Origin of the sequence: Nonlabens sp. Asnod3-A02 (assembly GCF_045063755.1) — a bacterium.
Lineage (GTDB): Bacteria > Bacteroidota > Bacteroidia > Flavobacteriales > Flavobacteriaceae > Nonlabens > Nonlabens xylanidelens.
The window spans coordinates 1,087,545-1,107,445 of record NZ_JBEFOC010000008.1 but is presented as its reverse complement, the minus strand read 5'-3'; the positions used below and the strand labels follow the sequence as shown (position 1 = coordinate 1,107,445).

Annotated in this window: 15 protein-coding genes and 1 tRNA gene; 10 read left to right on the top strand and 6 right to left on the bottom strand. The window is 36.1% G+C overall.

Going from position 1 to position 19,901, the window contains the following annotated elements; genetic code table 11:
* From pdhA to porU, 4 genes are all read right to left on the bottom strand, one after another.
* A complete protein-coding gene (pdhA, locus tag ACJJVN_RS14955) occupies positions 1 to 999 on the bottom strand; it encodes a pyruvate dehydrogenase (acetyl-transferring) E1 component subunit alpha (RefSeq protein WP_104514637.1) in 999 nt (332 codons plus the stop codon).
* Positions 1,000 to 1,151: 152 nt separating this feature from the next.
* Positions 1,152 to 1,634 (bottom strand): cytidine deaminase, encoded by a 483-nt coding sequence (gene cdd, locus ACJJVN_RS14950; RefSeq protein ID WP_104514636.1) that lies wholly within the window; start codon positions 1,632 to 1,634, stop codon positions 1,152 to 1,154.
* Positions 1,635 to 1,637: 3 nt separating this feature from the next.
* The gene (gene porV / locus ACJJVN_RS14945) at positions 1,638 to 2,792 is read right to left on the bottom strand and encodes a type IX secretion system outer membrane channel protein PorV (RefSeq protein ID WP_104514635.1); all 1,155 of its coding nucleotides are present in this window, start codon (positions 2,790 to 2,792) and stop codon (positions 1,638 to 1,640) included.
* Positions 2,793 to 2,835: 43 nt separating this feature from the next.
* Entirely contained in the window at positions 2,836 to 6,681 is a 3,846-nt protein-coding gene (porU, locus tag ACJJVN_RS14940) for a type IX secretion system sortase PorU (protein WP_405379162.1), read from the bottom strand.
* A 196-nt stretch (positions 6,682 to 6,877) separates the two neighbouring features.
* Between porU and gldJ the strand changes: the two genes are divergently transcribed.
* The 10 genes from gldJ (at position 6,878) to ACJJVN_RS14890 (ending at position 17,882) form a co-directional block, all read left to right on the top strand.
* On the top strand, positions 6,878 to 8,569 hold the full coding sequence (gene gldJ, locus ACJJVN_RS14935) for a gliding motility lipoprotein GldJ (RefSeq protein WP_405379159.1): 1,692 nt from the start codon (positions 6,878 to 6,880) through the stop codon (positions 8,567 to 8,569).
* A 75-nt stretch (positions 8,570 to 8,644) separates the two neighbouring features.
* A complete protein-coding gene (murF, locus tag ACJJVN_RS14930) occupies positions 8,645 to 9,910 on the top strand; it encodes a UDP-N-acetylmuramoyl-tripeptide--D-alanyl-D-alanine ligase (RefSeq protein WP_405379156.1) in 1,266 nt (421 codons plus the stop codon).
* 78 nt (positions 9,911 to 9,988) lie between these two features.
* Positions 9,989 to 10,061: transfer RNA gene (locus ACJJVN_RS14925), tRNA-Phe, on the top strand.
* 76 nt (positions 10,062 to 10,137) lie between these two features.
* Complete coding sequence (locus ACJJVN_RS14920; RefSeq protein WP_405379153.1) at positions 10,138 to 10,872, top strand: type III pantothenate kinase; 735 nt, start codon at positions 10,138 to 10,140, stop codon at positions 10,870 to 10,872.
* Positions 10,869 to 12,134, top strand: coding sequence for a hypothetical protein (locus ACJJVN_RS14915; RefSeq protein WP_405379150.1), 1,266 nt, complete (start codon positions 10,869 to 10,871; stop codon positions 12,132 to 12,134). Before ACJJVN_RS14920 ends, ACJJVN_RS14915 begins: the two co-directional genes overlap by 4 nt.
* Positions 12,135 to 12,154: 20 nt before the next feature.
* The gene (locus tag ACJJVN_RS14910; protein WP_405379147.1) at positions 12,155 to 13,513 is read left to right on the top strand and encodes a hypothetical protein; all 1,359 of its coding nucleotides are present in this window, start codon (positions 12,155 to 12,157) and stop codon (positions 13,511 to 13,513) included.
* Positions 13,513 to 14,106, top strand: coding sequence for an LPS export ABC transporter periplasmic protein LptC (gene lptC, locus ACJJVN_RS14905; RefSeq protein ID WP_405379145.1), 594 nt, complete (start codon positions 13,513 to 13,515; stop codon positions 14,104 to 14,106). Before ACJJVN_RS14910 ends, lptC begins: the two co-directional genes overlap by 1 nt.
* Positions 14,099 to 14,293, top strand: coding sequence for a hypothetical protein (locus ACJJVN_RS14900; RefSeq protein WP_104514628.1), 195 nt, complete (start codon positions 14,099 to 14,101; stop codon positions 14,291 to 14,293). Before lptC ends, ACJJVN_RS14900 begins: the two co-directional genes overlap by 8 nt.
* On the top strand, positions 14,293 to 15,564 hold the full coding sequence (locus ACJJVN_RS14895; RefSeq protein WP_405379142.1) for a hemolysin family protein: 1,272 nt from the start codon (positions 14,293 to 14,295) through the stop codon (positions 15,562 to 15,564). The genes ACJJVN_RS14900 and ACJJVN_RS14895 overlap by 1 nt, the downstream gene beginning before the upstream one ends.
* 206 nt (positions 15,565 to 15,770) lie before the next feature.
* Positions 15,771 to 17,882, top strand: coding sequence for a peptidylprolyl isomerase (locus tag ACJJVN_RS14890; RefSeq protein ID WP_405379140.1), 2,112 nt, complete (start codon positions 15,771 to 15,773; stop codon positions 17,880 to 17,882).
* Positions 17,883 to 17,938: 56 nt separating this feature from the next.
* On the opposite strand, the gene ACJJVN_RS14885 is transcribed toward ACJJVN_RS14890, so the two are convergent.
* Together ACJJVN_RS14885 and ACJJVN_RS14880 are read right to left on the bottom strand one after the other, a co-directional pair.
* Entirely contained in the window at positions 17,939 to 18,940 is a 1,002-nt protein-coding gene (locus ACJJVN_RS14885) for a hypothetical protein (RefSeq protein ID WP_405379137.1), read from the bottom strand.
* Positions 18,941 to 18,977: 37 nt separating this feature from the next.
* On the bottom strand, positions 18,978 to 19,895 hold the full coding sequence (locus ACJJVN_RS14880; protein ID WP_405379136.1) for a GYDIA family GHMP kinase: 918 nt from the start codon (positions 19,893 to 19,895) through the stop codon (positions 18,978 to 18,980).
* Positions 19,896 to 19,901 lie beyond the last annotated feature (6 nt).

Here is a 19,901-nt window from a genome sequence, read left to right as displayed (position 1 = left end):
TTATGATTTTGCTGGTAAAAATGGATAATCTTCTTGTTCATATACAGCGTCGTACATCACACTTTGTTCTGGGAACGGTGACTCTTCTGCAAACTTCTCACATTCTGCAACACGTTCTTTTACACGTTTTGCAACATCTTTAAAGTGATCTTCAGACATGTTGTGATCGCTCATCAATCTATCCTTCACTTGCGTGATAGGATCAATTTTTTGATATTCGGCCACCTCGTCTTTAGTTCTATATTTTTGAGCATCACTCATAGAGTGACCTCTGTAACGATATGTTTTTAATTCTAAAAAAGTTGGTCCACCACCAGAGCGAGCTCTTTCAATTGCTTCAGACATAGCCTCGGCAACTTTTTCTGGATCCATGGCATCTACTGGTCCACAAGGCATTTCATAACCTAGACCTAGTTTCCATATATCTGTATGGTTTGCAGTACGAGCAACACTTGTACCCATAGCATAACCATTATTTTCTACACAAAATACTACTGGTAAATTCCATAACATAGCAAGGTTAAACGCTTCGTGCAAAGAACCCTGACGTGCAGCACCATCACCAAAAAAGGTAAGTGTAACAGCGTTAACACCGTGAAATTTATCACCGAATGCAATACCAGCACCAAGAGGTATTTGCCCTCCTACGATACCGTGACCACCATAGAAACGGTGTTCTTTAGAAAAAATATGCATAGAACCACCTAGTCCTTGAGAAGTACCAGTTGCTTTACCATAAAGCTCTGCCATTACTCTTTTAGGGTCTACACCCATTCCTATAGGTTGTACGTGATTACGGTATGCGGTAATCATTTTATCCTTTGTAAGATCCATTGCGTGTAGTGCTCCTGCAAGAATTGCTTCTTGACCATTGTATAGGTGCAAAAATCCACGAACTTTTTGTTGGATATAAACCTGAGCTAATTTGTCCTCAAACTTTCTCCAGAAAAGCATTTCCTCGTACCAGTTCAGTAAGACATCTTTAGTGACTTTTTTCATGTAATTATATGTTAAGTGGTCCGCTTTCGCGAAAGCGGAACAAAGATCAAATATAAAGATCCTTTCCTAACTTTTGCTCAAGCTGCAGAACAAAAATAGACGAAAAAAAGGTAAGGAAAAACCTATTTATGGGTTAAAATTGTACGCAATCGTTATAGATAATTCTTATCGAACACGAGCGGCAATAAATCACTCAAGGAATCTGACTTTAAAACCTTGCCAGCAGCTCCCATAAAATATAGTTCTATATCGTTTTCTTGATTATTCTCATACTCAGCTATAGACTGCCTGCATGCGCCACAAGGCGGCACTGGTTTGTGAAAAGAATCGTCTTTGGGACTAGCTGTAATAGCCATTTTTAAAACAGCAACACCAGGGTATTGAGATCCTGCCGCAAATATAGCAACACGCTCTGCACACAATCCTGACGGATAAGCAGCATTCTCCTGATTATTACCTGTTATTATCTCACCGTTTTCTAATAACAATGCACAACCTACTGTGAAATTTGAGTAAGGCGCATATGCACGGTGACGAGCCTCTATAGCCAGATCCATAAGTGAATGATCTGGTGCAGCAAGCTCTTCTATATTATCGTATACCTCGAGGGTAGTGTGTAGTTCTAATTTTTTGATAGTCTAGTATTCTGTGTATTCGTCACCGAAGTTAAAAGTAAGTCCAAATCTTAATGTCCCTTCTAGTGGACTATTTACCCTACTTGTAGAAAATAAATAAGATAAGTCAATGTTGATTTGAGAGAATTCAAAACCTGCCCCTAGTGAAAGAAACTGTCTAGCTCCCTTATCATCTGCTTCATTAAAATATCCTGCACGTAGAGCAAAAGCATCATTATAGGTATACTCTGCACCTAAAGCCCAAGTAAATTCTCTAAGCTCTTCACTTATACCACCTGGCGCATCACCAAATGATTGAAAAATACCTGAAATAAAAGTTACATCATCATCTTCACCTTCTATGATCTCACCAGTAGTATCGTCTAAAATCGGTGGCGTAGGGACTAAAAGTTTATTCACCTCGGCAGTTACACCTATCTTACTAAAACCATCGTTAAGGATAAAGTCAAATCCACCACCTAAAGCTAAGTTAGTAGGAATAAAATTTTCTTGCCCACCAGCATCATAAGTAATCTTAGGACCAATGTTAGAGATATTAAATCCGGCTCTCCATCTACCATTGAAATCATTATAAGCTTCTTCTTCTGACTGGTAATATCCAGAAACATCTACGGCAAAACTATTTGCCGCACTAGCGTCGCTATCTACTCCTTGAATACGTAAATCAGATCTTAAAAAACGACCTGTTACCGCCATGGCAAACTGCTCACTCAATTTCAAAGAATAAGTACCATCAAGAACAAACTCATTTGGACTTTCTTCTCTACCTGGGTCTGCAGCATCCTGTCGCAGTGTTATGGATCCCAAAGAAAAATATCTTAAACTACCAGCAAAAGCACTTTGCTCATTGATTCTATTTGAATACACTAATTGAGCAATTGCGATATCATCTACTAAATTACCTAAGTAAGGAGTATAAGCTACACCAAATTTATGCTGCCTCGTACTGAAGGCATATTTTGCAGGATTCCATTGTTGCGACCATGCGTCTGGACTAGTAGCTACACCCATATCTCCCATACCAGCAGCTCTAGGATCTCCAGCAATTCTTAAAAAAGGGAGTGCCGTTGTAATTACTCGAGTATCATTATCCTGAGCATTACTTACACTAGGTATTGCAAATGTTACTACTACGAAAAGTAAAAATATTTTCTTCATCAATAAAATTTATGCGGTGACAAATATATGTTAATCAATCTTATTATAAAATCACGAGCTTTTCTACTTTACTCGCAGATTTATTAGTTAACGTAGATTTTACGGTTATCTTATAAATATAAACTCCTTTCCCTAATCGCTGGCCAAAATCATCTCTTCCATCCCAAGTGATTTCTCTAGATGTAAACCCTGTGGTTGTGATGTTTTGATTTTTACTCCAAACTACTTTACCACTTACAGTCATCACTTGTACCTGGACATCTAACGGCTCAAAAGGCCTGTTATGATTGAACCAAAACTCAGTATATGTACTAAAAGGGTTAGGATAATTTAATACTCTAGTTAACTCTACACCATCAGATTCTGACACTACAAACTGAATCTCATTCATAGAACTATTGTTATACGTATCCCATGCGGTAACTTTTAAAGTATGTAATCCTGGCTCTATATCCCTAAGAGGAAAACATACCTTCCCTTGAGTAAAATCATCTTCATCTGCCTCATAGTAATCATTTAAGATAAATGGATTTGTTTCATCACCGTCTAGAATACCAGTAATGTCATGCCCTATACCACTAGAAGTATTAATTCCATTATCATCACTTAAAAAAGCAAGTAAAAACGGATCACTATCCGTAACACCACCAGAAACAAAATTAGTGTCATTCATAAACAACTCCACCTCAGGACCTAAATCGTCTGCAGGTGCATTGCGATTAATACCACCTATTTGAATATCTTGAGAATATCCATTTTGATCTTCTGGTACGTTATCTCTTTTTGCATAAAAAGAAACTCGGCCAGCACCTACTGGTATCTGTGTATCTCTAGGCATGATAAAATCAAACTCAAATTCTCCGTTTGTAATAGTAGCCTGACCTCTAAAAAGAGCTTCACCTAATTGATCAAAAGGCAAGACTATTATAGGATCACCAGCCACTGCTGTATCTCTGGTATTGTCGTTTGCCAAAGTTTCTCTGCTTATATTTTTATCAAACACAGTTACATAAAGAGTACCGTTATAATCGTTGATACGATTTCCAGGAATCGTTTGCACCTCTCCACCTAAAGAAACACGATCTAAAGCCTGTAACACATCTGTATTTGTCGCAATAGGATTTCCATTAACAGTATTAAGAACTACACGAGGCTGAGGAAAAGCTAATTTTAATGCCGGATCTCCTATAAAAGTAATAACTCTACGAGTGGAAGTAGATTGAAAACTAAGATCTGTTTTTGCTAGTCGTAACGCTTCAGCCATTGAAACTGGCTCAACATTATCATAACCAAAAATGTACTGATCTAATATATTATTAAAACCAGCACCTACATTAACAAAAATCAAACGGTTAGTTGCCACTGAAGCAATAGCTCCACCTTCTGGATTCAGGTAAGTTAACTCACCACCACTAACACGCAACGGATTATCAAATCGTGTAAATTCACATGTTACCGAAATAAACAACGGTAATGTATTAGGATTACGCAAGTTCTGAACAAGCGATTGAGTTATAATAAACTCTCTTGCGAGCCCATCTTCATTTCCATGACCAAAATAATTTATCACCAAAGAACCCTGTTCAAAAGCATCTCTTATATCATTAACAGCATCTGGATATTTAGGTCCACCAGCCGTACTAAATTGCTCATAACTATCTAACAATATTTTATTTACGTTATAATCAGGTCTGTTTAAAAATATCTCATCACCTAGATCATTCACATTTTCTTGCAATATTCTATCAGAAAGAATATCCACATCATCACCTATCAAAGCGATATTATTTCTCCATTTATTAAAAGCAGGCTCTGCAGTATAACTGATCACCTTATCCACCATCTCTCTAGCTTCTTGAATATCACTCACTATCATGCGCCCCACAGCTATATCCATGAGATTATTTGCAGCGACTGTCCCCTCACCATTATCCATGAAAGCAAAAAAATCATCTGTACAAAAAGAAGCCGTTAATGAAGTACTCTCTAAAGAAAGATAAGACGGCACGATATTATCTCTTATCCTTAATCTATCCTTATAGTCATAACTCGCATCACCAAATAAATTTACAAACTGCACCCTATTTGCTGGTGAAGATGCATTATCATAAACATATCTAACAAAATTTCTAATCGCACTTATATCCTGTTTACCTTCCGAAAATTCATTATAAATCTCTTGTAAAGTCACCACTTTAGTATTGAGATTACTCTCGGTGATATGGTAATTTGCAAGTCTTTGTGCTTCTGACTGTAAAAACTCTGCCGTAATAATTAAATAATCTATATCTCTAAAATTACCTGATCGGTCATTAAAAATAGTCCCTTTTAAATTCTGATTTACAACAGTACTATTCCTTACACTCACAACATTGTAAAAATCTGAAGAGTCAACCGCTAGATACTCTTTAGTTTGCCCACCATTATCAGTAAAAGAAAAAGTAGCGTCTTGCAAATTGTTAGTAACCTTACGTACATTATTAACATCAGTTATATCCCATACCTCACTTATTTGAGATGCATTAGAGAATTGATATTCTACCACACCACTTTGAGACGCAGCATTAGGTACATCAAATCTAAATTGTTCGTTTTTACCGGTTAAACTCTGAGGTATCTCTAAACTTATATAGTCCAAATAACCAGACGCTCCAGGGTTTCCAGAATTATCATAAGACACATTAACAGAAACCATATCAGAACTAATACTAGCATTAGACACTAGTAGCGTTGCCCTAGCCGCAGCACGTATGTTTTGCCCTGCCACACCACTTAACGAAGAAGTACCAAGAGCTACATCATTTAAACTAAAGCTCATACTTGTATCATTATCTGACACTGCTCCAGTGGCTATTCTCACTACGGCAGGTAAAGTACTTCGTACATTTTCAAACTCAAATTCAAAAACTTGCTCTGGTTCAAAATCAAAACGCTCACCATACCATACGCGACCTATAGAGGCTATATTTACCAGATCCACCTCATGGTGTTGCCTAGCATAATAATAATCATAAGTAATAGCTGGTACAGCACTGGGTTGCACAAATGGTAAAATACGCTTACCAATAGCCCCATCTACCGTTAGATAATAAAAAGACTCATCTGTATAAGGATTAATAAAACTATCGTTTTCACTAACGTAATCTGTATTTGTAGCAATTCCGTAAAACAAGATCTCATCTCCATTATCAAACCTACCATCTTCACCACCTGTAACGGTAATAGCAACCTCAGGAGCATCAAATAATTGATCATCACTATTAACTAAAGGCAACGATGTACCTCCCTGACCATAAACCTTAATTCTAGCAGGGTCGATAGAATTAACATCTATACCTAAATTAGATAAGAAAGACCTGCTTATTCTATTTACACCAGTTCTCTCTACCTTAAATCTGTACCAATTTCCAGATGCTAAAATAGAATTACTAAAGCTTGCGTTTTTAACCTGAAATTGCGCCGGCGCATAAGAATAGCTGTAGTTAAAAGAAACTACCTTCTTATACTGATTTCCATCCTTAAAAATTGGTGTTATTTTTAATTGAGCATAGTTACGCTTTCGCGAAAGCGCATTTCTTAAAGAATATTGAAACCCATTAGAAATTTGTGATGGATTTAACTGTCCAAGATCTGTTACCCTTATCGTCTCTGTCTTCAAATTTGTTATTTCAACAGAGAATTCATCAACTTTTTGATTTATTTGAAAACTTTTAATCCAAAATAAATCTCGTCCATCAAAACTATGGCTTTCTCTAAAATACGGAACTTTAATTTGCTGATCACCGATATCAAAGGATTCCAAATCCTTCCAATCAATTACCTCTCGACCACTTTGAGCAAGCGCGCTAGCATTAAGAAGTAAAATTATTAAGTAGAAAAAATGCTTCATCGATACACTAACGGCTGTTAATATGAATTAGTATTTAAAAATATTCACAAAATTTTAAGACAACACATAATAATCGCAATTCGTCGTCGTTTAATATGCTTGAACGACAAATGTAACGCGAATTATACGAATTAATGCTTTCGTATTAGATTGAAATAATTATATTGCGACTCATTTTTCAAAACAAATTCTTAAAATGAAGAAGTACTTTGCAGTAAAAGCAGTCTTTACTCTCTTCGCCGGAATGGCGATAGTGAGTTGTGGTGGTGGTGGAAACGACTACACATCCACATCTCGTGGAACCGGTTGGGACGTCACCGGTAAAAACGGATTTGAACTTAACACAAAATATAAAGAACAAGATACAGGACCTGGTCTTGTCTTTGTAGAAGGTGGAACATTCACGATGGGTCGTGTTAAAGATGACCCTATGCATGATTGGAACAACACTCCTAATCAACAGCATGTTCAATCTTTTTACATTGATGAAACTGAAGTTACTAATGGTATGTACCTTGAGATGTTAGAATACATCAAAGCTGTCTTCCCACCAGAAGATGAAGAATACCGTAACATTTATAACGGCGCAGTTCCTGATACATTAGTATGGAGAAATCGCTTAGGTTATAATGAAGAAATGACTAAAAACTACTTACGTCACCCAGCTTACCAAAACTACCCTGTAGTAGGTGTAACATGGATACAGTCTGTAGAATATGCTAACTGGAGAACTGATCGTGTAAACGAATTAATTCTTAATGAGCAAGGTTATACGTCTAAAGACGCTCTAGCAAATCAAGAGGCTGGTGCAACATTTAGTACTGAAACTTATTTGAACGCTCCGACTCTAACTTATGGTGGTGACGAAGAAAAGACAAAAGGTGGAAAAAGATCTGAACAATTAGAAAAGCAAAAAACAGCAAAAGCAGCTAAACAAGGTGATGGTACTGGTGAAGTAAGTGGCTTATATGTAACAAGAAAAGATGGTGTTATTTTACCAGGTTATAGACTACCTACTGAAGCTGAGTGGGAATATGCTGCTCTAGGTTTAGGAAGTGTACGTGAGTATAACGCATACCGTGGTAGAAAGAAATACCCTTGGGATGGACAATACACTAGAAGTGGAAAACGCAAAACTCGCGGTGACCACATGGCTAACTTTAAGCAAGGTGATGGTGATTACGGTGGTATAGCTGGATGGAGTGATGATGGTGCAGATATCACAGCTCCTGTTAAGTTTTATGAGCCTAACGATTTTGGTGTTTATGAAATGGCAGGTAATGTTTCTGAATGGGTTGCTGATGTTTATCGCCCTATGGTAGATGACGAGTTTAACGACTTTAACTATTACCGTGGTAACGTTTACACAAGAAACAAAATAGGTGCAGATGGAATGATTGCAATTGTAAGCGCAGACTCTATTCCTTATGACACACTTAGTAATGGTAAAGTTATCGCTCGTGCATTGCCAGGTGAAATCCAACAAGAAGCTATCGATGATGATGAGACTTATCTAAGAACTAACTTTGATAGAAGCGATAACCGTGACTTCCGTGATGGTGATGCTCAATCAACTAAATACTTTGATAAAAAAGATCGTCTTGATGATGAAAATAACAGAATGTACAATTCTCCTAATCACAGTGTAACTGCAGATTCATTAGGTAACCTAGATCGTCAATACGACAAGGATACTAACAGAACTTCACTAATCAATAACGAAGTAAGAGTCATTAAAGGTGGATCATGGAGAGATAGAGCATACTGGTTAGACCCAGCGGCTAGAAGATCATACCCACAAGATATGGCTAAGGATGACTTAGGTTTCCGTTGTGCAATGTCTAGAGTAGGTTCTAAAGCAAAGAAAACTAAAAGACCTCGTAACTAATAAATCGAGACCTTTCATATTTACAAAGAAGCCCTTATTTTTAAGGGCTTTTTTAATACCCTAAATTGAAACTAAATGTTAGAACAACTTCATCAAATCTTCTTAAAATCCAACGGAGTGAATACAGACACTCGTAGCATAGAAAAAGATCAATTATTCTTTGCTCTTACAGGAGATAATTTTGATGGCAATCAATATATAGAACAAGCGTTAAACAATGGCGCCATTCATGCAATAAGCAGCGACACTAAATGGTCGACAAACCCCAAAGTAACCGTTGTGAAAAACACCCTTACAACACTACAGGAACTGGCCACCTTTCATAGAAACCAACTTAACATTCCCATTATTGCTCTCACCGGAAGCAACGGCAAAACCACCACTAAGGAACTTATACTATCAGTATTGGCAAATCAATTCAAAGTAAAAGGAACTAAAGGAAACTTAAACAATCACATTGGCGTTCCACTAACACTCCTCTCCTTTGACTCTAGTCTACAAATAGGAATAGTAGAAATGGGCGCAAATCACCCAAAAGAAATCGCTGCATTATGCGATATAGCTCAACCTAATATAGGACTTATAACAAATTATGGAAAAGCCCATCTAGAAGGGTTTGGTAGTATAGAAGGTGTGAAAAATAGTAAAAGCGAACTATATAACTACCTAAAAGAAAACAACGGAAAAGTTATTGTAGGCAAATGGGATCCTGATCAGATAGTTAGAACTGTAGGAATGAATCAACTTTTCACTCCATCGAACACCAGCATTCATTCAAATACCCCTTATATACAATTTATCGCGGAAGGTAATTTAATCAAAACACAATTAACAGGTGTGTACAATTATCACAACGCGCTGTTTGCTTACACAGTAGGGAAACTAATGGAAATGCAAACGGAACAGATTGTTTCAGGCATAGAAAACTACGCTCCCAAAAACAACAGATCTCAAGTCATCATAAGGAATAAAACTAAAATCATATTAGACGCCTATAATGCAAACCCAAGTAGCATGAAGGTTGCATTAGAAAATTTAGCCTCCCAAAACTACACTAATAAAATAGCCATTTTAGGCGACATGTTCGAGTTAGGCGCATATGCCGCAGAAGAACATCAAAACATTGCATCTCTTACGCAGAAACTAAAAATAGATGACGTTTATCTAATAGGGAAAAACTTTTTCAAATCAGAAGTCAAATCAGCCATACAATTTGAAGATCTTACTACTTTTCTAGAAAAAACAAACTTAAACACTGACAAAGAACAAGTTATATTAATAAAAGGTTCTAGAGGAATGAGTTTAGAAAAAATACTAGAAAGCAAAACACTTAAAAATTAAAAATAATTTGAAAAAAACCTGAAAAAAAACTTTTTTCAAGTAAAAAAAGATGTAAGTTTGCAACCGCTTACGAGCAATGGTACCTTAGCTCAGTTGGTAGAGCAAAGGACTGAAAATCCTTGTGTCCCTGGTTCGATTCCTGGAGGTACCACTTAAAAGCCCGATCTCATGATCGGGCTTTTTTATTTTAGAGCAACACCATTCACCCCAAAAAAAAATATCACATTATGATTTTAGTAATAGATATAGGTAACACATCCATAAAAATGGCTGTTATGGATCAGGGGAATATTTACAAAGTTTTACGTACCGATAATAAAAGTTTCGAATCGCTTATACAAAAAACAACTAAGCAATATCCAGCCATAGAAGAAGCAGCTATTTGCAACGTAGGTTCTTTTCCAGAGGAATTAATGGAGCTTTTAAGAACAACATTTAAAACAGTATTTAAGGTTAATAACAGCATTAAACTACCCTTTAACAATCATTATCAAAGCTTAACACTGGGTAACGACCGTATTGCCTTGGTCGCTGGAGCACTATCTACAGCATCTAAAAATAACGCCCTACTAGTGATAGACGCTGGTACCTGCGTGACTTATGACTATGTAGATGAAAAAGAAAATTATTTCGGCGGCGCTATATCACCAGGTTTACGATTACGTTATGAATCCCTTCATAATTTTACGGCAAACCTACCGTTATTACATTCAGAACATGTAACAGACATAATAGGAAACACCACGCAAACCTCGATTCACAGTGGGGTTGTTAACGGTCTTAGCCAAGAAATCAAAGGAGTTATCAAGCAATATAAAAAGTCTAATAAAAATTTAGAAGTATTTATAACCGGTGGAGATAGTGAACTATTGATAAAACAACTAAAAAACCGTTTCTTTGCCACGCCTTTTTTGATGCTACATGGCATCCATTATTTATATTTATTTAATAAAAACCTATGATCAGAAGTTTTTTAATCGCGGTAGTGATTTTATTTAGCATGAATAGCTTTGCACAATCGCGTACTTCATCACCTTATTCATTCTTTGGACTGGGACAGCAAACCTTTAAAGGTACCATTGAAAACCGTAGCATGGGAAGCATGTCCACTTATGTAGATAGTATCCACATAAACTTAAGAAACCCTGCCGCCTATGCAAACCTTAGAGTAACCACCTATTCATTAGGTGCTCTACACTCAAAAACATCTGCATCTACAGAGACAGAAAGCGACTCTTATGACGCGACTTCTATAGAATATGTAAGTATCGGTATACCTGTTGGTAAAAAAGCAGCCTTCGGTTTTGGATTAGTTCCATTTAACTCGGTAGGATATGAAATAGGTAGCGTTACAGAAACTTTATATGCTAACTACACAGGAGAAGGAAGTATTAACCGCGCTTATTTAGGAGCAGGTTATAAATTAACCCCTTCATTAAGTATAGGCGCCGAGTTTAGATACAACTTTGGTGAAGAAACTAACTCCTCAAGTATAGCAACTAGCACGGTTCAATTAGGAACTAATGAAACTAATGAAACTGATTTTAGTGGTGCATCATACAACTTTGGTTTACACTATCAGAGAATGATAACTGATAAATTAGAAATACAAGCAAGTGCAGTTTACAGTCCAGAAAGTAAATTAAATGCAAAAAATGAACGCAACTTATCTGCATTCATTCTTTCTACCGATTTAATTGAGAGCACAGTAAATGTACGTGATGCCGAATTTGACGAACAGGATTTAAAATTACCATCAGAGTTCACATTAGGAGCTACCATAGGTCAACCACGTAAATGGAATATCGGTGCAGAGTACTCTACAAAAGGCAGCAGTGCTTTAACATCTAGAACATTTGCTCCTGCAGGAACTACATTTACAGACGCTGACTCTTTCAGAGCAGGAGGATTTTACATCCCTAACTACAACAGTATCACCAGTTACTGGGATCGCGTAGTATATCGAGGTGGAATACGCTATGAAGAACTAGGCCTTTCAGTTAGTGGAAACGGAATAGATACAGAAGATATTAACGAGTTTGGCATATCTTTTGGTTTAGGTTTACCAATCGGACGTAGAAACGGTTTCTCAAACGCTAACATAGGATTTGAAATCGGTCAAAGAGGAACCGAAAATGCTGGACTTATTAAAGAAACGTTTTTCAACCTTTCTGTAGGACTTTCACTCAACGATGTTTGGTTCATCAAAAGAAAATATAACTAAGAATAACACAAACCATTATTATGATACTTAGAAATAACTTATTAATAGCATTAACTGTTTTCAGTTTCGCTTTCGCGAAAGCTCAAGCACCAGACGACTGTAATGTAATGTTGAGCATATTTGCTGAAAACGCAAAATCAAAAAATTACAGTGAGGCTTATAAACAATTAGGACCACTAGTAGAAAAATGTCCAGATGCAAGTCTAGCGATATATCAGTATGGTGAGCAAATATTTGAATACCGTCTTAAGAAAAAAGAAGGTGACCAAAAAGAAAACGTTGACGGTCTATTAGACATGTTAAACACTCAAGTTACTAAGTATGCTGACAAAGTAGATGTAACTAGAAAGAAAATTGAAATAGCTAGAACTATGCAAAAGTACAAAGTAGGTACTACAGAAGAGCAGTTCAACATGCTTAACAATTTATTTAACTCAGACAGAGAAAACTTTACAGACCCTAACGGTATGATGACTTACTTTAGCCTAGCTGAAAAGCAGTTTAAAGCAAATAAATTAAGTCTTCAAGAGCTTTTTAAAATCTATGATGAGTTAACTAGTAATATTGAATCTTTACAAGATGAGAGATCTAAAGTAGTATCTGATCTTTTATCAAAGCAAGAGACTACTGCTCTTACTGATAAAGAAGAAAAGCAAATAGGTTATCAAGAAAAGAACCTTAAAAATTATGGTATCGTAATGCGTAGTGTAAACGGTACGTTAGGTGAACTTGCAGACTGTGATAAATTAATCCCATTGTACGATGCTGAGTTTGAAGCTAACAAAACAAGTAAAGAATGGTTAAGCAACGTACTAGTTAGATTACAGAAAAAAGACTGTACTGATGACCCACTATACATTAAATCTGTTAAAGCATTACACGCTATTAACCCTAGTGCAAAAACTGCTTACGGTCTAGGTAACATCGCTACAAGTACTGACGAGAAATTCAAGTACTGGGATCAAGCTATTGAATTAGGAATCGATAACGATACTAAAGCATACATCTTTTACAAAAAAGGTAACTTATATAAATCAAAAGGACAATTCGGTAGTGCAAGAAGAGCATATCTAGACGCTACAGAATTAAGACCTTCTTTTGGACAGCCTTATTTAAAAATAGCAGAAATGGTTGCAAACAGCACAAGTAGCTGTGGAGCAAACCCTCTAGAAAAAAGAGCTATTTACTGGGTTGCTGCTAGATATGCAAGTAAAGCAGGAAGAGTAGACCCATCATTAAAGAGAACTGCTGCTAAGTATGTAGCTAGTTATAATGGTGCTGCACCGAGTAAAGCTGATATATTTGCAAACAGTGCATACAATTCTGGTGACACAATCACTTTTAACTGTTGGATAGGAGAATCTGTAAGAATCCCATAATGAGATCTTACATTCACATATTAAAAATCACGATCACGGCAATAGCCGTGATCTGTTTTTTTGCGTCATGTGATGATAACCTCAAAGAAATCCAGAAAATGGAAATCGCTTCTAACGAACCTATGGGTGAGATAGAAGAAATGTTGTTAAAACATACCGACAGCGGCAAATTAAAACTTACCGTAAAAGGAAAAAAAATGTTAGATTTTTCAAATGATGACTTTCCTTACACAGAATTTCCAGAAGGGATCAAGGTAGAAGTTTACGATTACAGCAATGACAAAACTGAAGTAACCGTAATTACCGCAAATAGCGGCATCATGTATGATGACACAAAACTAGTTGACCTTAAAGGTGACGTTCATATAATCACCTCTGACGGCACTACTTTTACAGGAGATCAATTATATTGGGATCAAACCGCAAAGTGGATTTTTACCAATGAGCCATCAGAGACTCTTATTGTTGATGAACAAAATAAAGAGAGCGTAGGAAAAATAACAGGAGCAATCTTAGACGCTAGAGAGGATTTGAAAAAGCATTTTACACGCGACCCAGTCGACAACTTTGTAACACAAAATAATAATGAGTAAACTATACCAATACCTAGAATACGTTTATCTAATTTTTGCCTTACTATTTATTGTTTTAGGAATATTTGAATTAGGTAACACTTTAACTCTCGGCCTTATATTAATTGCCATGGGAGCAGCTGCATTATTTAAGTACTTCTTTCAACGACGTTTTCGTCGTAGATTTGAAGAACGTAATAAACAATAATGCTCGTACAGATACTTATTATCGTATTAATGCTATTGCTGAGTGCTTTTTTCTCAGGAATGGAAATTGCCTATGTATCTTCTAACAAGATACACATAGAACTAGAAAAACGTCAAAACGATTTCATAGGTCGCGTATTACGTAACCTTACCGTACAACCATCTAAGTTCATTATCACCATGCTTATAGGTAATAGCATCTCGCTGGTTATTTACGGTTTTGCCATGGAGACTTTAATGAGTGATATTCTAGTAAATGCATATCCACAATATGCGAGTACGCTCAACAACCTTCTTACCCAGACCGTACTCACTACACTTATTATCCTTCTTACTGCAGAGTTTCTACCTAAAGTATTCTTTCAAATATACTCTAACGAGTTACTCAAGTTTTTTGCCATACCAGCTTATATTTTTTATCTTTTATTCTGGCCTGTTTCATGGTTTTGCATTTTAATATCTGACTTTATTCTCAAAGCATTTTTTAAATCAGATGGTGACGCATTGCAACTTACTTTCTCAAAATTAGAATTAGGTAATTACATCACAGAGCAAATGGAGAGCGTCCAGGTGCAAGAAGATATAGATACAGAGATACAAATATTTCAAAATGCTTTAGACTTTGGTGGTCTTAAGGCTAGAGAAGTAATGGTACCTAGAACAGAAATTGTAGCCCTACATCAAGAGACTGATATTAAAGATTTGAACAAGAAATTTGTAGCATCTGGGTTATCTAAAATATTAATACACGAGGACACCATAGACGACATTACTGGTTATGTACATAGTTTTGATCTTTTTAAATCGCCAGAAAGCATAAAGGACGTTAAACGCAAAGTTGTAAATGTACCAGAAACTATGCTTGCCAAAGATGTTTTAAATCTACTCATAAAACGCCATAAAAGCATCGCTATCGTACTCGATGAATATGGAGGGACGAGCGGCCTAATAACTGTAGAGGATATAATCGAAGAGTTATTTGGAGAGATAGAAGACGAGCACGATTCTGACCAGTTGATAGACTCACAAATAAGCGATACCGAGTACAAGCTAAGCGCCCGTCTAGAGGTAGATCAAATTAATGAAAACTACAAACTAGACTTGCCTGAGAGTGATCAATACGAGACCTTAGGTGGACTTATCGTTAATGAAACTGCCGGAATTCCAGAAGAAGGTGACATCGTAATTATCGATGGGAATACTTATGAGATCTTAGAAAAATCTGACAATAAAATAGACCTCGTACTTCTTACCTTAGGAGAAAAAGAATAATCGCACCACCTTTATTTATAACCATTTTATTAGAACTAAGATAATGGGATGGAAAATAATTCCGCTTTCGCGAAAGCGGAATCCATACCATTACTTCTACTCTATTCTAATTTATAGATAAAAAGCTCTTTTTAAAACAACATGATACTTTAATTATTAGGCGGAAAACACTATTTTCGCCCCTATCAAAAAATAAACTAACAACAATGGCGATATTAGGTAAAATTAGAAATCAAGGAGTTATTCTGATTTTAGTAATTGCACTGGCTTTATTTGCATTTATTATTCAAGGTGTTCTTACATCAAATGGACAAAAACAAGCTGATGCGATAGGTTATGTAGGAGATACAGAAATTAACCGTGAGAGTTTTGCGAGAAAAGTAGAAAATGCTTCTCAAAATAGAGGTGCAAACTTCTCTCAAGTACAGGCTGTAAATTCTGTATGGGATGCAGAAGTAAGAAATGCAATTCTAGATCAACAAATCAAAGCAACTGGAATAAGAGTAACAGATAAGAAAGTTGCTGACCAAGTAAAGGATGCTTATAGATCAAACCCACAATTTCTTAACGATGATGGTAGTTTTTCTGAAGCAGAATTCAAAACTTTTGTAGACGGTATCAAAACTACTAATCCTGCAGCATGGAATGATTATGTAGCCGGTACTGCAACTGGTGCAAAACAAGAATTATTCTTTAACCTTTTAAAGTCTGGTCTTATTGCTACAAATGTAGATGGTGAGATGGAATACAGAATGGAGAACGATAACCGTTCTTTTAGTTTTGTAAACATCCCTTACTCAACTATATCTGACAGTGCGGTAGACGTTTCTAAATCTGAAATCGATTCTTACGTAAGTAAACACAAAGAACAATTTAAAGTAGACGCACAACGCGATATAGAATTTGTTCTTTTTGAAGACAAAGCTTCTCAATCAGACAGAGATGCACTAAAAGCAGACTTAAACAAATTGCTAACTACACAAACGTTACGTAACTTGAGTACTAAAGAAGACTATACGGTACCTGCTTTTACAGATGCAACAGACCTTGAAGCATTTGTATCTCAAAATAGTGAACTACCATATAACGACCGTTATGTAATGACTTCTAACCTGTCTGCTAATGCTAAAGCAATTGCAGGTGTTGAAGAAGGTAAAACTTATGGTCCTTATGAAGACGGAGAATATTTAAAATTATCTCTAGTAGAGGATAAGAAAACTATTAACGATAGTGTACAAAACAGACACATTTTAATAGCATATGCTGGTGCACAAAGAGCTGCTGCTAACATTACTCAAACTAAAGAAGAGGCTAAAGCAACTGCAGATAGTATCTTTAATTTAATAGGTCAAAGCAAAACTAGATTTGATTCTAAATTTGAATACTTTAAAGAAAACAAAGAGGTAGCAAACGGACAGGATATAGGATGGGTAGTATACTCTGGTAACGCAAGAAACTTTGCTCCAGGATTTACTAAATTCTTATATGAGAACGAAAATGGTACTGTAGGTATTGCAGAGTCTTCTTTCGGTTACCACATTATTAGAATAGATGATGTTGCTGCTCCTAAGCCAGCCGTTAAAATAGCTACAGTTGCAAAAAAAGTTCTTGCATCTAAGCAAACTGGAAAAGAATTATTTACTAAAACTGTAAAATTCCAGAAGTCTGCAAAAAGCGGTGACTTTACTGCTCTTGCCAAAGAAAATGCAGTTACTACTACACCAGTTAAAAACCTTAAACCTCTAGATGAGACACTGCCAGTGGTAGGTCAAAATAGAAGTATTGTAAAATGGGCGTTTAATGAAGATCGCTCTGTAGGCGACATAGAGCGTTTTGAAACTTCTCAAGGTTATGTAGTTGTAAAACTTAACAAAATGAGTGAAGCAGGAAACATGTCTAGTGAAGAAGCTAGTGCAAAAGTTTCTCCTATCTTAAGAAAAGAGAAGAAAGCAAAAATGATCATGGATAAAATCAAAGCAACTGATGTAGCTGAGATTGCAAAAAACCAAGGTCAAACTTCTAAAATAGCAGGTGCTGTTAACCGTAAAAACCCAACTATTACAGGTGTAGGTGAAGAGCCACTAGTGGTAGGAACGGCTTTTGGTCTTGCACAAGGAGCAACGTCTAAGCCTATTGCTGGAGAAAACGGTGTCTTTGTAATCAAACTTACATCTATAGAAACTGCTCCAGATTTACAGAACTACTCTGCAAACGCAAATACACTTGCGACACAGGCTGCAAATCAATCTACTTCTAAGTTAGTTGAGGCTTTAAAGAAATCAGTAGAAATAGAAGATAACAGATCTGTATTCTACTAAGAATTAGATTTTATATACTATTTAAAACGCCGCTCTTAAGAGCGGCGTTTTTGTTTTTAATACGTAATTACTTTTAACTTGTAACCTAAGCTTAAACGTCTGGTTTTTTCTGGCGTACCACCTAAAAACCTCATCGGTTGCCATTTACTATTTTCTTTAAAATGCCAGTTTATATAATCTACTAAATCTCCTTTTCTTTTAGTTGTAACACCTATATGCGGTACATTCTCACGATTGTTAATTGGCTTATACATCTTTCCATTAGGACCTATTCGCTCTTTACCAAATCTGGGAATAGATAGTAGAATTCCTTTATCATCACAAGGACCTAAATTGTGCAATCCTATTAATAAACCAGAATGATCTGCCCATACTTGGTCTTTTTCTAGATCCATTTTAAGTTTACGATTTTCATCTGAGACGATTAACTCCTTGGGCGGTATAGATAACCTACTAAAAGTAGAATCCTGATTCATGTGATAAAAACTAATACGGTATAGGTATTGAAAATCGTTTTTAAGTGTTCTTACTCTCACATTAGTAGAATCTTTTTTATAATCTTCATTTTCTTTTTTCCAATCTCGTCGTTTAGAAATAAAAGGAATAGTTAGCTCCAATAGCTGCATATCTGCATTATCATGATTATTAGGTATAAAAACACCATACTCCACGCCATGATATTGCCAGTGACTATCAAATACACTATTACTTCTTATCGTTTTTTGTTTAAGGGTTTTCACCTTTTTAGGCTCACCTCTTAACACCACCTCTGGTAAATGATAAGTTAGTGGTTTTAAAGAAACAGTAGTATTTTGAATGGTAGCAACCTCAGCTGTATAAGGTTTATACCCTAATGCAGCTATTGTTATTTGTTGCACTTCAAATCCATCAGGAATAGTTACTTCTCCTTGTGCATTTGAATACATGCCATTTTTCTCACCAAATCGCACCGGTATATTTACTAGTGCTTCCTTGGTTTCAGAATTAACGATTTTAAAATGAACTTGGGCTACACAGAATTGCGCTGCAAGTAACGTAAAGAAAATTAATGATTTCATAGGCTGTAGTTTTTAAGACAACCAAGAAACGAAAAATCTAGGAATTTAGTACCACATCATCCCATTCATGAATCGTAGCATATCCTTTATTTATAAAATACTGACGCGCTGCAGCATCACCTGTTGCCATGATAAAGTCACCACCCCAACCGCCTAATGATTTAATAGCGCCATTAAAATCTGAAAACAATTGCTCTTTAACAGGCCTCATACCTATCAGGCTCGCTATAATCTCTTCATGCCTAGTCATTGCGTTATTAAATTTAGAAATGTCGTTAGAAGCCTCTAAAAACAACTCTGGCATATTTGATAATTCAAGTCTAAGACCTTCGGTAAGTAAGTCTACATTAAACTGTGCGATAGAATCGCGACTGTTTTGTTTACGATTGAGGTAAACAAAGAATATTTGATTCTTTATGGAAGGAGTAAAGTCCACTTCTTGAGCAATAGGTTCTCCATCATTATAATTATATACGACAGCACTATTTGCTTGTGCACAGGCAATATCATAACCGCTGCCGCCAAAACACTTAAACTGCAATTGATAAGGGTCACAGCCCAACCATTGAGATATGAGGCATATTAAGGTAGAACTGGTTCCCATGCCCGACTCTCTGTCAAAATCTAATTTCATTACCGCATCAAAACCTCTCAAAGAGTTATTTGAAGTAAGATGCAAGGCCGTATTTAAAATCTCACTTAATTTAAAAGTGATAGGATTATCACAATTGATACAGTCTGAATAAAGATCATTTACATTAGTTTTTACATGAAACCATAGCTCACCATCATTATTATAACTGCTCCACGTAATTTCTTGATCATCGCGATAAGTAATCTCTAGATATTGGTTCAGTTTTAAAGGAATAGCCAGTGCAGGAACGTTATCTAAAACGGCATACTCTCCAGTGATTAAAAACTTACCATGAGCTTTAAATTGCTTTTTAACTTTCAAATTACT